9 protein-coding genes are annotated in these 14,404 nt (G+C 43.3%); 8 read left to right on the forward strand and 1 reads right to left on the reverse strand.

Translation table 11 applies throughout. The features are described from left to right. Positions 1–24: 24 nt before the first annotated feature. Positions 25–1,377: a sulfatase family protein gene (locus tag G9Q97_RS10765; RefSeq protein WP_166146711.1), complete on the forward strand. Its 1,353-nt coding sequence runs from the start codon at positions 25–27 to the stop codon at positions 1,375–1,377. Positions 1,378–1,489: 112 nt separating this feature from the next. Further along, positions 1,490–1,711 (forward strand): hypothetical protein, encoded by a 222-nt coding sequence (locus G9Q97_RS10770; protein ID WP_166146713.1) that lies wholly within the window; start codon positions 1,490–1,492, stop codon positions 1,709–1,711. 69 nt (positions 1,712–1,780) lie between these two features. Here G9Q97_RS10770 and G9Q97_RS10775 read toward each other — a convergent pair whose 3' ends face one another. Next, positions 1,781–2,449 carry a hypothetical protein gene (locus tag G9Q97_RS10775; protein WP_166146715.1) on the reverse strand — a complete coding sequence of 223 codons (669 nt, stop codon included), beginning with the start codon at positions 2,447–2,449 and terminating at the stop codon, positions 1,781–1,783. 557 nt (positions 2,450–3,006) lie between these two features. Here G9Q97_RS10775 and G9Q97_RS10780 point away from each other — a divergent pair. From G9Q97_RS10780 to G9Q97_RS10805, 6 genes are all read left to right on the forward strand, one after another. Next, positions 3,007–5,736, forward strand: a complete 2,730-nt coding sequence (locus G9Q97_RS10780) for an outer membrane beta-barrel protein (RefSeq protein ID WP_317168748.1) — start codon at positions 3,007–3,009, stop codon at positions 5,734–5,736. Between the two features lie 145 nt (positions 5,737–5,881). Beyond that, entirely contained in the window at positions 5,882–6,280 is a 399-nt protein-coding gene (locus G9Q97_RS10785; RefSeq protein WP_166146719.1) for a GlcG/HbpS family heme-binding protein, read from the forward strand. 535 nt (positions 6,281–6,815) lie between these two features. Continuing rightward, on the forward strand, positions 6,816–9,851 hold the full coding sequence (locus G9Q97_RS10790; protein WP_166146721.1) for a SusC/RagA family TonB-linked outer membrane protein: 3,036 nt from the start codon (positions 6,816–6,818) through the stop codon (positions 9,849–9,851). Positions 9,852–9,863: 12 nt separating this feature from the next. After that, complete coding sequence (locus G9Q97_RS10795) at positions 9,864–11,501, forward strand: RagB/SusD family nutrient uptake outer membrane protein (RefSeq protein ID WP_166146723.1); 1,638 nt, start codon at positions 9,864–9,866, stop codon at positions 11,499–11,501. Between the two features lie 131 nt (positions 11,502–11,632). Next, positions 11,633–12,076 (forward strand): sulfatase/phosphatase domain-containing protein, encoded by a 444-nt coding sequence (locus G9Q97_RS10800; RefSeq protein ID WP_166146725.1) that lies wholly within the window; start codon positions 11,633–11,635, stop codon positions 12,074–12,076. Positions 12,077–12,889: 813 nt separating this feature from the next. Continuing rightward, positions 12,890–14,362 carry an alkaline phosphatase D family protein gene (locus G9Q97_RS10805; RefSeq protein ID WP_166146727.1) on the forward strand — a complete coding sequence of 491 codons (1,473 nt, stop codon included), beginning with the start codon at positions 12,890–12,892 and terminating at the stop codon, positions 14,360–14,362. The last annotated feature ends 42 nt before the right edge of the window (positions 14,363–14,404 follow it).

Below are 14,404 nucleotides of genomic sequence, written 5' to 3' on the forward strand. Positions count from 1 at the left end.
ATTCAACTCAAAAACCACCTATTCATGAAGTTAATTCTCTTAAATAAAAACTGTAAGCGCATAACAGTTTCATTTTTTTTCTTTTTTATCTCAGTCTGTGTTGCTTTCGGACAATCAGAAAAGCCCAATATCATATACATCTTGTCTGATGACCAATCCTGGACCGATTACGGGTTTATGGGACACCCGCACATAGAGACACCTCGCATCGATGAACTTGCAGCCGAGGGGCTCACCTTCACCCGTGGGTATGTGACTGCCCCCCTTTGCAGCCCTTCTTTGGCTTCTATTATTACCGGACTGTATCCCCATCAACATGGAATTACCGGAAATGATCCGGAATTTACATTCGAAAAACCACGCTACCAAACCGATTGGCAAACGGCACGCTCGAGGCTTTACAAAGACTACCTGGATGAATTTCAAAAGCATCCCACCGTCCCTCAGCTGTTACAAAAACTGGGTTATGTTTCCTTTCAGTCTGGAAAATGGTGGGGTGGACACTGGAAGGAAGGAGGATTTACCGATGGTATGACACATGGCGATCCCAAAAGGGGAGGCAGACACGGTGATGAGGGTTTGAAGATAGGAAGAGAAGGGATGACACCCATATTCGATTTTATGGATCAGGCCATTGCGGATAAAGACCCGTTTTTTATCTGGTATGCCCCTTTTCTGCCACATTCCCCTCATACGCCGCCGGATTCTCTTTTGCAAAAATACCTGCCCAAAGCCCCTACCCAGGCAGTGGCCGCCTATTGGGCCATGTGTGAATGGCTGGACATTACCGTGGGACAACTTCTTGATAAGGTGGAAGAGGAAGGCTTGACCGACAATACACTGGTAGTCTTCGTTACCGACAACGGCTGGATTCAGGATCCTGAGCGCCCCAACCGGTATGCTCCCGGGTCCAAGCAAGATCCACAGGATATGGGTATTCGTACACCCATTATTTACAAATGGCCCGGAAAAATCACCCCCCGTATGGATACCCAAAACTTGACAAGCAGCATCGATATGGCAGTGACCACCCTGGAGGCGGTTGGCCTGGACCCGCTTCCAAACATGCAGGGCATCAATGTGTTGGATAAAAAGGCCTTATCCAAAAGAAAACAGATTTACAGTATGGACTTCTCCCATGATATGGTGGCAGTGGAAAAGCCGGAGCAAACCCTGGAAAGCCGAATGGTGATCAGTGGTTCCTGGAAGCTGATAGATCCGGGTGCCGCAAATGGCGACAATCAGGAAGTGCTTCTCTATGATATTTTGAAAGACCCCATGGAAACGAAGAATCTGGCCGATTCCCATCCAAAGGTGGTTAAAAAGCTGTTGGCAAGCCTTGATAAATGGTGGCCCGGTGGTTCAGGTCCCAATTAGAAAGGGTAAAAATTAGCCAAATAAATCAAAAAGGCAGGAGGTTTTTCCTGCCTTTTTGATTGTTGGATGGATTTTTGTTCCTGATTATACCTGTTCACCAAAAGATAAAATTATGAAAAGGCTATTTGGCATTTTTACATACACCATGACCTTACTATTTTTCTTGTTGGTTCAATTTCGGTATGTAATGGCCCAGGTAGGAGAAGCGTCAGGAGACGAATACCCCTTAAACCCTTCTCCTTTTAGGTTCATCGTTTATATTATTCTTTCATTTATCGTCATTGCCGTGGTTTTTAAATTACTTTACAAACCAAAGAATAAAAGCAATCACTGATAAGTCAGTAGCCTTTACTGGTCAGGATAAAAACTATAATGACTTGAACAACTTAAGTAAATTTAAAATTCAAAAGAAATATAAAGGAAATCTGATCCCTCCGTTGAAACTGACGGAAGTTGGAATTTCTGAAATTACCGCCCGGTTGCCAGCCTGGTTGGCTGGGAGGTTCAATTTTGCTTCTGCGAACAGGTAGCCGAACAGCAGATCGACTTCACCTCCCAAACCTATATTGATATTATAACTGGAGTAGCTGGCTGCAAATCCATCCGCATGTCTGGGCTTATAATTTTCCTGATCATAATGCGAAAAGTGAGTGCGGGTTGGAGCCCTCAAATAGCCCATTTCAGCCAGGCCATACAGTCCCCCTATGGCCTCATAGTCACCCATTAGGTAATATTTTGCGCCAATGACAAACTGTTGAAGAGAAATTTGTTCAACGGCATCAATTCGAATTTCCCTCGGGCTTATTTCTTCGTTGGTACGGTATCCGTAAACATAGGTGTCGTGATTGGAGGGCAGATAATGATTGTAACCCAGGTAGGCCACCATATTTTCTTCCAGAGCATAGGAAAGTTTCATACCTCCTCCCATGTTGTTGATATCCGTTCCTCCTCCGACCATGATGTATGAACCATGGGCACCAAAGCTGAACCCTTCAAGATTGATTTGGCTAAAGGCCGGGCTAGCCGAAATGATAAAAAGGTAAGTCAAGCTGTTTTTGATAAAATTTTTCATTTTTTACCGATTAAATAGTTAAGAATAAGAAAAAAGACAAAGCCAATAATTTTTCAGGTTGGCGGTTTAAGCTGATTCATAAAATATTGTTTTAAAAATTTAACCTTAAACAATTCAAACAATCCAATATCCACTTATTTGAAAACACTAAGTTAGTTATATTTATTTTAAAACCAAAAAAATGTATTTCAAATAATTAAAAAAGTATTTAAAAATTTAATAAGCCAATAGGATACATTTTCAGGTACTTCTTGCTTTGAGCCAAGCCTTAGTGTCTGGTTTATCCAGAAAGGACCAACCCTGTCCGGCAGTTGAAATCAGAGGTTTAAACCCCCGGGTTGTAGATAAATACTTACCCTTCCCTTCCTGAAAAACTACATCTTTCCCACCTATTAACGAAATACCCCATTAATAGAATAAAAATTTAATTGTATACAATTTTTCGTATTTTTAAGATAGTATTTATTGAAAAAAACAATTTTCTATATAATATTACCTAAACCAACATGATTAGATTTGTATATTTATTTGTAATATTTTTATTTTCAGTTCAAGCTGTGTTAGCTCAGACTACCATTAGAGGGAAGGTGCAGGACAAGGATAGCAAGGAAACCCTACCCGGAGCTTACGTCTTTATAAAAAGTGCAGCAGGGGATACGCTAAGCAATACGTTTACCGATGATAGGGGGCGCTTTGAATTTAGCAGGCCTTCCGCAAATACCATTCAGATCAGTATCAGTTTTGTGGGATATGAGGATCTTGAAAAAACCATTGAGAATGTATCAGGAAGTAATCTGGGCACATTTGAATTGGTAGAGGAAGGAAGTCTGCTGGAAACCTACGAAATTGAAGGTCAGGCCATATCTGGTGAGATGAAGGGAGATACGGTTTCAATGAATGCTTCATCTTTTAAAACCAGATCGCAGGCAAGTGCAGGGGAACTCATCCGGAAAATGCCTGGAGTGATCATGCAGGGCGGGACAGTAGAAGTTCAAGGCGAGACTGTTGGGAGAGTGTTGGTCGATGGAGAACCCTTTTTTGGTGATGATCCAGCCATGGCTTTACAGAACTTACCTGTGGAAATCATAGATCGGATTGAATTTTTGGACCAACTGAGTGACCAGGCCCAATTGACCGGTTTTGATGATGGAGAGACCATTAAAACCATCAATATCATCACAAAAAAAGAAAAAAGAGGTGGCAAATTTGGGCGAATGTTTGCCGGATATGGAACAGATGACAATTACCTTGTCGGAGGAAGCGTAAATTTTTTCAGTGAAGCCCAACGCATAACCGCCCTCGGCTTAAGCAACAACATCAACCAGCAGAATTTTTCTGCAGATGACCTTTCCGGTGCCTTTGGCGGAAGTGATAACCGACGAGGAGGTAGGGGAAGAGGAGGTAACCCGCTTACCACCAGAGAAAGACCTGGCATTACGCATACCAATGCCATCGGGCTGAATTTCACAGATAAGTTTGATGAGGGGAGAGCTAAAATTACCGGAAGTTATTTTTTTAATGAAAGCCAGAATTTCCTGAATCGAAATTCCTCCCGGGAATACATCCTTCCAAGCGACAGTTTGCAACTTTATGATGAAATCCGAAATAGTGAAAACAATAGCCAAAATCACCGCCTTGACCTTAGGTTAGATTATGACATATCTGAGAAGCATGCCATCATCTGGCGTCCACGGGTCCGATATGAAAAAGAAAGTACCTATAGTTTGCTTTCAGCGCAGAATTTATTTAACCCTGCAACTCCTATAAATGAGACCGAAAACACCACTTCAGGCAACAATGAGTCGTTCCAATTTTCCAGTGATTTCACCTACCGGTACAAGTTTGATAAAGAAGGTCGTACACTTTCTGCGCAAATAGAAACGCGAACTAATAACTCCAATCAGGATTCCAGATTGGTATCCACTAACCGGGACTTTCAAACCGGCAACCGGGATAGTTTAATTCAGAATTCGCTGGGCCAATCCAATTCGCTGAACTATGAACTTGAACTTGAGTATACAGAGCCCATCGGCGAACATTCGCAATTAAGGCTAGAATATGAAGTAGGGAATGATATAGGAAATACCTTACAGGAAGTATCACAGCGTGAAATGGAATCTACTCGTTTTGTATTGGACTCTACGCTGACAAATGAGTTTGAGAACACCTACATGCAGCATGAAGCTGGCTTGGGGTACAGCTATAACAAAGATAAGATTCGGATATATTCATCTTTGGATTATCAGGTATCCGTACTGGATAGCGATCGGCTCTTTCCAGGATTTGAAAATACAAAGCGTACCTTCGGTAATATAGTGCCTCGGATGGTATTTGTCTACGATCCCAATGAAAATACCAATATCCGTATCTACTATCGTGGGGACACCGATGCCCCATCGGTAAGGCAACTCCAGGATGTAATTGACAATAGTAACCCTATCCAAATTTCAACAGGTAACCCGAATCTGGATCAGGAATACGAGCACAGAATGTCTACACGAATCCGGAAAATCAATCCGGAAACCAATAAGTCCTTTTTCATGTATTTGGGAGGTAGCATGACCAGTGACTACCTGGGTAATGCCACTTATATCGCCAGCCGGGACACCTTGATACAGGGTGATGTATTGCTGAGGCAGGGCGGACAATTGAACAGACCTGAAAACCTGGACAATTACTGGGATTTAAGAAGCTATTTTTCTTTTGGCTTCCCTTTAAATTTTATGCAGAGTAACCTGAATTTGAGCGCCAGGGCGGGGATCAGTAACCGGCCGGGTTTAATCAATGACCAAACCAATTACAACAGAAACATGTATGTAGGTCCGGGAATAGGTATCAGCAGTAATTTGGGAGAACATTTGGATTTCAATTTGTCCACAAGGGGAAATTACAATATCGTACGCAGTAGTTTACAAGAAAATCTGGATAACAATTATTACACCCAAAGCACCCGCCTGGACTTGTACTGGAATTTTGCAGGGGGCTTCTTTGTCAGTACCAATGTGAACAATCAATGGTACCAGGGCCTGGGTGAGGATTTTGACCAGTCCGTTTGGTTAATGAATGCTGATCTGGGATACAGATTTCCGCCAACCGAGAAATTTGAGTTGAAAATGACCGTATTTGATTTATTGAATCAAAATACAAGCATAGACCGGAATGTGACCGATGTGTATATCGAAGATGAGCGAACCCAGGTGGTGCAACAGTTTTTTATGCTTACATTGACATATAATCTCAGGAGCTTTGGGGGAACAGGATCTAGGTCCGGGGGAATGGCAAATTAAGTATGGGCTTAATTACATGTTCTTTCACCTCCTATCCATAAAAAATATCTGGCCAAATTTGCTTTCACAATGCTGGCTAAATCCAGACCTGCGGGTTTGGGCAGTAGCAAACAATAATTATTTTCAAATTTAAACCCTATAAACGATGAACATTACACTTGCACAAGCTGAAAAAGTTATAGCGGCAGCCAAAAAGGAAGCGGCTGCTATTGAGACCAAAATGGATATCTGTGTAGTAGATACAGGTGCCAACCTCACTGCATTTGCACGTATGGACGGAGCCTGGTTAGGATCGGTTGATATCAGTATCAAAAAGGCAAAAACAGCGGTTTTCTTTACTATGGATACGGATCAGCTAAGCCCATTGGTTCAGCCCGGAGCTCCTTTATACAATATAGAACACTCCAATCAAGGCTTGATTACCTTTCCTGGAGGCGTGGTTTTGAGAAATGCTGAGGGTACTATCGTAGGAGCTATTGGCGTTTCAGGAAGTTCTGTAGAAGATGACCATCAAGTGGCAAAGGCAGGAGCCGGAGCACTTTAACGTCAAGATACAACCGTAAACTTAAATAAATTATTATTGCCTTCAGTAGGCTGCCATAAAAAGTTCCTGCTGAAGGCATTTTTTTGTTGCCGGGTATTGTGGAATTCCTGGCAAGAATGCTGGAATGAGATTCCGGTAGGCTGATAAAATGACTCCAAATTAATTTCTCACTACAAACCGGAATCATCTTTTTACGATTTACTCAAAAAATCAGTTCTTTCTCTTTTGCAGGCCTTTTGCGTTGCGCTGAAATAAATATACTTAAAACAATTCACAGTATTTGGGAATTCAAGGTTCATTTATAAATTTAGTTATTTTTTAAAATAATTATATTTTTTCTAAAGGTTATAAGATTAAAAAAAGAATTCCTATATTAATCCACAGAAAAATCACCCAAAAAAATGCGGTCTTCCAAGAGTAAAAATGACTTCATTTTGATTTGATTGATATGCCAAATTTATCCCCTAACAAGGTGTTATAGCCTGATCAATAAGTCATTATATCTATTTGTCAAATTAAATATAACAACAAACCCATGAAAAAAATTACTCCATTTAACTATGTTATGGTTGTCATCCTGGGGTTCTTCATGTTTACAACTTTGCTTACGCATGCCAATCCCGAGAGGTCGGTTCAACCAGAAGAATCACAATTATTCATCACTATCACCGGAACGGTGGTGGATACAGATGGCTTGCCGGTCCCTGGCGCAACGGTGGTTATAGAAGGGTCTACTACCGGTACAGTGACGGACATTGAGGGCAGGTTTTCCATTGAGGCCGATGAGGGAGACGTTCTTCAGATCTCATTTATTGGCTACCAATCCCAGCGGATAACCATTGCCAATCAATCCAATCTGGATATTGTACTACAGGAGGACCAATCCGATTTGGAAGAGGTGGTAGTCGTAGGTTACGGTACCCAGCGAAAAAGTGACCTCACAGGTGCGATTTCCTCGGTGACCAGTAAAGACCTGCAGGAAACTCCCGCTGGTAATTTTCTGGAACAATCCCAGGGAAGGCTGGCAGGAGTGGATATCGTCCGTGCCAACGGCTCCCCCGGGGCCCCGGTACAGATCCGAATCAGGGGCAATCGATCCATAAATGCCTCCAATGATCCCTTATATGTCATTGATGGTATTCCCACCAGTGCCAACATCAGTGATTTCAATCCCAATGATATTGAATCCATGGAAGTATTGAAAGATGCCAGTGCGGTGGCCATTTATGGTTCACGGGGAGCCAACGGTGTCGTTTTGATCACCACCAAAAGGGGCAAAACAGGAAAAGCGGTCATCAGCTATGATGGCTATTATGGGGTCAAGCAACCCATTCAGGATCTCAACCTAATGGATGGCAGGCAATTTGCTGCATATTCCCGTATTGCCAGAGGATATGACGGGGATGATTCCAGTTTTGATAGTAATTTTTTGGCCCCGCTGGAAATCCAAAACCTGCAGGCAGGCAGATTTACTAACTGGCTGGATTTGGCGATCCAGTCTGGAAGTCAGCAGGACCACCAGGTGTCTGTAAGCGGTGGCACTGATAAGATCAATTATTATGTTTCCGGATCTTTTTTCAATGAAGATGGCTACATTCCGGGAACCAATTTTGAGCGGACTGCAGTGAGGGTCAACCTGGAGTCACAATTGACGGACAAACTTCGGTTAGGGCTGAGTGGTACGGTAAGTATCAGTGAAAGAAACCAGATGTCCAATGCGCCCTACAACAATTCCCTGGGCTATTCTCCCCTGGTGGGGCCAACAGACGAAGAAGGTAATTTTCTGGCCTTTCCCAATCCCCGGGAAGGATTGCTGGCCAACCCATTGCTCAATTACCAGCCTTATCAATATGTGGATGAAACCCGCAGGCACCGGATATTCGCCAATATTTTCGCCGAATACCAGTTCAATGACCATTTGAAACTGCGGGTAAATTACGGACCTGACTTTAACCTTGCAAGAAGAGGAAGGTATACCGGCTTACTGGAGGGGAATATTAATCAGGGATCCGTAGAAAACGCCATGGACTTTGCCTATACGCAGGAAAACATTCTCTCCTATGACCGAACGTTTGGGAAGCACGCTTTGAATTTGGTAGGGCTATTTTCCATCCAGGCCAGCCGGTTTGAAGAATCATCTCTTTCAGGACAGGATATTCCCATTGAGAAGTCCCTGTTTTACGATTTGGGCAGCTCATCTACTATCACCGGGATTGGTAGTTCCCTGGGAGACTGGGGATTGATGTCCTATATGGGCCGGGCCAATTACCGTTTTGATGATAAGTTTTTGTTTACCCTTACGGGTCGTGCAGACGGATCTTCCCGATTGGCGGAAGGAAATAAATGGGCATTTTTTCCTGCATTCTCCGCTGGCTATATTCTCACGGAAGAGGAATTTTTGCAAGGAGGTAATGTTTCTTTTCTCAAGCTTCGTGCTGGCTATGGTGAGGTGGGCAATACAGCCATTGATCCATTTCAGACTTTGGGTGGATTGGAGCGAACTACTTATATTTTTGGATCAAATGCTGGATTTGGATATGGTAACAACCTGATTCCCAATCCTGATTTGAGATGGGAAATATCAAAAACAGTGAATGTAGGTCTTGATTATGGATTTCTTGATGACCGGATCAATGGTTCATTAGAATATTATGTAACCAACACCAGCGACTTACTGTTAAACCGCCTGTTGCCCATTACATCCGGCTACAATTCGGTATTGCAAAATATTGGAAGTACCCGAAACTCTGGTTGGGAATTGTCAACCAATGCCAATCTGCTCAACCGTCCAAGTGGCTTCAGGTGGGATATCAATATGAACGTATTTTCCAACAGGGAGCAAATTATTGAGTTGTTTGATGGTCAAAGTGATGATGTGGGCAACCAATGGTTTATCGGAGAGCCTGTCAATGTGTTCTACAGCTTTGAGCAAGGTGGTATCTGGCAATCTGATGAAGCAGACCTGGCAGCAGATTTTGGTCAGGAGCCTGGCGACATCCGGATCAATGACGTAAATGGCAGAGATGCAGACGGGGAACTGACCAAAGAACCTGATGGCAACATCAATGCGGATGACCGAAAGGTATTGGGCTCTACTGTCCCCAGTTGGTCAGGAGGCCTGACAAACAGGATATCTTTTAAAGGCTTCGATCTTTCCATACTGGTACATGCCAGAATGGGTCAAATGCTGAGGAGTGATTACCACAACCTGGGCGGCAACAACTGGCAGGGAAGGTACAATTCCATCAATCTGGATTATTGGACTCCCAACAATCCAACCAATGCCATTCCGATGCCCAATGCAGGGGATGCGCCCCTGTATTCGGATGCAGTGCGTTACTTTGACGGATCCTATATCAAGATCCGGAATATTGCACTGGGATATAATTTTAACCCGGATTGGATCAGTAAATTGGGTTTGAGCTCCGCCAGGATTTACTCAACGGTTAACAATGCGTTTATTTTTTCACCTTATTCAACGGTGGATCCTGAAACGTCAAATGGCATCGTTGGAGGAGGAAGTCCGCTCACCACGGCTACGTACATTTTTGGTTTGAATCTGAAATTTTAAATTGTCGATACCATGAAAAATATATTTAGAATATTTGGGATAGCGTTTTTGCTTGGGCTTAGCGCCTGTGAGGAGATTTTGGTAGAGGACCCGGTTAGTTTGGCAACAGCTGAGGGCTATTATCTCACTCCCGGTGGAATTGAAGATGGACTAAAAGCCTCCTATACAACTTTAAGGAGTTTTTACGGTCAGCAGAATGGCTTTTTCCTGACGGTAACCGGTACGGATATTTTTACCAATGGATTTGGTGGGATCGCCAATAACCCGCATATCAATAATTACTCTCCAAATTTCCTGGGCACCAGTGGCACGGTCACCAATATATGGAACAACCTTTATGTAGGAGTAAATCAATGCAACACGGTAGTAAACAGGGTTGAGGATGTCACCGGTATTTCTAATCAGAGGAAGGCAGAAATAGAAGCGGAAGCACGGTTTCTACGGGGATTGTACTATTTCCACCTGGTACAGCAGTGGGGAGATGTGCATTTTTCTCTTGAGGAAACTTCAGGGGTACAGACGGAGGCAAATCGTACTCCCGAAAATACCATTTATGAAACTGGTATTCTTCCGGACCTTGAATTTGCAGTGGCCAACTTACCCGAAAGTGCATCCGAACCTGGTAGGGCCTATAAGGCTGCGGCAGAGGGATTGCTGGCAAGGGTGCAATTGACCCGGGGTAATTGGGCAGAAGCAGAACAGCTGGCCGCCAATGTGATCAATAATTACGATTTTGAATTGGTGACCCCTTATATTGATTTGTGGGATATCAATAATGAAGACAATAGCGAGTTTATCTGGACTGTTCAATTTACTGATGACCCCTTGCTCAATGGACCAGGGAATTCAGGACACTTGTATTTTATTTTCGATTATACCTTTAATCCCGCCATGGTCAGGGATACAGAAAATGGACGGCCTTTTCAACGGTTTCTACCCACCAATTACTTGTTTAGCCTGTACGACCGGGAAATGGATGCACGCTGGAATGGTTCTTTTAAGACCGTTTGGTACGCCAATATCTCCGGAGAGATCAATGGCCAACAGGTAAATCCCGGTGATACAGCCATCCATATCGTTATGGAACCGGTACCCGATGAGGTCAAACAGGCAGCACCCTACTGGATCATTGACTATAAGGGCAATTGGATAGGAAATGTAAGTGCCTATCAGGAAATCGGAACCAATCAACGCAGAAATTATCCTTCTCTTTTGAAATTTCTCGATCCGCTGCGGCCCAGTATCAATGAAACTGCCGGAAGAAGAGATTTTCCCGTGATGAGGCTGGCAGAAATGTACCTGATTGCCTGTGAAGCTGCCTGGAGGCAGAATGACAACGCGGCAGCAGCCGAATACATCAATGTTTTACGTACACGTGCGGCCTTGCCGGGCATGGAAGAGGAAATGCAAGTCAGTCCGGGAGAGATTGACCTGGATTTTATCCTGGAAGAAAGGGCCAGGGAATTGATTGGAGAAAAGCACAGATGGTATGACCTGAAGCGAACCGGAACCCTGTTGGAAAGGGTAAGGCAACACAATCTGGATGCAGCTCCCAATATCCAGGAAATGCACCTGGTAAGGCCTATTCCCCAGACACAAATTGACCGGGTAAGCAATCCGGGAGAATTTCCGCAAAATCCCGGTTATTGATAATCAATTAAAAATGGAGGACCCCGGCACAGTATCCGGGGCCTCTTCATTTTAGATTGTATGAGATGTCAATATTGAAGCAAGGGCTAATTACAAAATACCTTTACAACCAATCATCTCCACAAATTTCAATGAAAAGAAATCCAATAGGTTTATTTTTTGGTTTTCTGGTCCTGGCATGGAGCTGTCAACCAAAAAGTGAAACCAAAGAAGATAACAGACCTAATATTGTCATTATCATGGCTACCTGTCTGGAATTAGGCAATACAGCGTATCCGGAACGCTATCAGGGAAACCAACTCAAACCGATGAGAGGAAAGAGTCTTGTACCTGTTTTTAAAGGTGAGCGAATGGAGCAAAACCGGGAATTGTATTGGGAGCACTTTGGCCACCAGGCCATGCGGAAAGGAAAGTGGAAAATCATTTCCAAAGCACCGGAATTTGACTGGGAATTATTTGATCTGGCTGAAGACCCAACTGAACTCAACGAAATTGGCAAACAAAACCCAAAAATACTTGAGGAAATGGTCAAGGATTACACTTTTTGGGCGGAAGAGGTAGGTGTCAGGTATTGATATTCAAAGCTAAAAGGTAAATAATGAAGTAGGCTTTGAATGATCATCATCAATAAATGAAATCATCATATTAGAAAATAGCCCAAATGACCTACTTCCTTAAGGATATGTTTTTCAGAATCATCAGTGAAAGTTAAATCCACAGATTCCTTGTTAATTTGCAAGACGGATCTAATTCAAAATATTTGAATTAAAAGAATGACAATCAAAACGAAAATCTTATTGATGTATAAAAAGAGCGTAGGGCTGACAAAAAACCGGGGGCGCGGCAGGATGGCGGGGAGAAGGATTTTTTTGTCTTGAATTTCCTGCCCTCCGGGAGGCGGGTTTGTTTCTTTTTGTTTCAAGACAAAAAGAATGAGGAAAAAAGGGCCAATTTACAAGACTAAGTGATAATCTATTGACCAGCAAAAAACCAAATATTTAACAAAATAGTTCTTGATTAATTACCATGAATAAGATCAGGTATTAATTAGACAAGTGAATTACTATTGTCCAGGTCAGAAAGGAATTTTGGCTTCATTTGAAATTAAATGGCTGTAATTTTTTTAATTGCTAGACAATAGAAATCAAATATTGCAAAAGTTTGGTTTGGCCAATTAAGCTATAAACCATACAGGTCAGGGAATTTTTGTTTAAATTTAACCATCGACACCAGCAAATCAGGTATACGCCCGGACAAAGAATACTATGGGATGACCTTACGCTTCATCTAAGGAAACACTTAAATCCTATCGGATCTTGGTTGAAGCTGTCATATGATCCGATTTTCTGAGTAAGTCATAATAACACCCATAAAAAACCAAATTACCCATGAACCAAGCGAACAGGAGAAACTTTTTCAGGAAATCTGGATTGAGTCTATTATCCCTGATAGCCATTCCGAAAATAATCGCCCGACCCATTCACCAGTTACTCGAACTGATTTCAAAGACCAATGCAGGTGTTTATTTCACCAATGGGTTCAAAATTGCTGAAGTGGGTAAGGAATCCGCCATGTTGTGGACCCGGCTTTGCGGGCAGGAATTTCCGCAGCCGGTACGCCATCAGCGGCAGGAAAAAGTATTCCGTCATCCCATAGATTTTGATGAAGAACAGCCGGTTTCAGAAATGGATGGAGCGGTCTCGGGATGCCCAGGCCTGGTGAGGGCAAAGGTTTCCACCAAAAGTGGCCGGTCAGTTTACAATTCTTCCTGGCAGGCTGCAAAGGCGGCTGATGATTTTACAGTAAAAATTCCCGTAAAGGGCCTTCAGCCAAATACAGCCTATCAGGTAGAATGGGAGGCGAAGGCAGTAGACAATAATACGATCAGGAAAGAAATCGGTAGTTTCAAAACACCTCCTTCCGATACAGAACCAGCTCCTGTATTTTTCACCACCTCCACTTGCCAGTATTTCTGGAGTTTTGATGATGAGCGAAGGGGATTTCAGACGTACGATAGCATGCGACGTCTGGAGCCAGATTTTTTTATACATACAGGAGATTATATCTATTATGATAAGCCCGGACCCCTGGCCAAAAATCTGGAGAAAGCCAGGCACAAATGGCATGCCATGGATGGCTGGTTGTCCCTTAGGGATTTTTACAAGGAGGTTCCGGTATATATGGTCAAGGATGACCACGATTTGCTCAAAGATGACATGTACCGGGGAAAAGGGCCTTATGGTGATCTTACCTTTGATGATGGACTGAAACTTTGGTATGAAAATGTGCCCATTGAAGGAAAGCCTTACCGGACGCTTCGTTGGGGCAAAGACTTGCAGGTATGGCTGGTAGAAGGAAGGGAATACCGCTCTGAAAACACCCTGGAAGATGGTCCGGAGAAGACCATTTGGGGAGATGAGCAGAAAGAATGGTTTCAGGAAAGTGTGGAAGCCTCAGATGCCACTTTTAAAATCCTTTTTACCGCCACTCCGGTAGTGGGACCCGACCGGGAAAATAAAACAGACAACCATGCCAATGAAAGTTTTCGGCACGAGGGCGAGTGGTTGAGGAATTTTCTTTCAGGACAGCCCAACATGTATGTGGTCAATGGGGACAGGCATTGGCAATACGTTTCGCAGGACAAGGAAACCGGCCTCATGGAATTTGGTTCGGGTCCGGTAAGTGACTGCCATTCCCAAGGCTGGAAGGAAGGAGATGTACGGCCGGAGCACCGGTTTCTACGGCTGAAGGGGGGCTTTTTAAGCATTCGTGTTCATCGCAATGCCCAAACACCGGAAATTTTATTTGAGCACAGGGATGTATTGGGAAAGGTCGTGAATGAGGAGCGGTTTGAAGGGTAATTACGGAAAATTCTAAAATCCTGGATGAAGTTTTACCTGGTG

Source organism: Cyclobacterium plantarum (assembly GCF_011290685.1).
In the GTDB taxonomy this organism is placed as follows: domain Bacteria; phylum Bacteroidota; class Bacteroidia; order Cytophagales; family Cyclobacteriaceae; genus Cyclobacterium; species Cyclobacterium plantarum.

Coding starts and splice junctions, on each gene's coding strand:
- G9Q97_RS10765 (WP_166146711.1), top strand. CDS start 25: ATGAAGTTAATTCTCTTAAATAAAAACTGTAAGCGCATAACAGTTTCA.
- G9Q97_RS10775 (WP_166146715.1), bottom strand. CDS start 2,449: ATGAAAAATTTTATCAAAAACAGCTTGACTTACCTTTTTATCATTTCG.
- G9Q97_RS10795 (WP_166146723.1), top strand. CDS start 9,864: ATGAAAAATATATTTAGAATATTTGGGATAGCGTTTTTGCTTGGGCTT.
- G9Q97_RS10785 (WP_166146719.1), top strand. CDS start 5,882: ATGAACATTACACTTGCACAAGCTGAAAAAGTTATAGCGGCAGCCAAA.
- G9Q97_RS10770 (WP_166146713.1), top strand. CDS start 1,490: ATGAAAAGGCTATTTGGCATTTTTACATACACCATGACCTTACTATTT.
- G9Q97_RS10805 (WP_166146727.1), top strand. CDS start 12,890: ATGAACCAAGCGAACAGGAGAAACTTTTTCAGGAAATCTGGATTGAGT.
- G9Q97_RS10800 (WP_166146725.1), top strand. CDS start 11,633: ATGAAAAGAAATCCAATAGGTTTATTTTTTGGTTTTCTGGTCCTGGCA.
- G9Q97_RS10790 (WP_166146721.1), top strand. CDS start 6,816: ATGAAAAAAATTACTCCATTTAACTATGTTATGGTTGTCATCCTGGGG.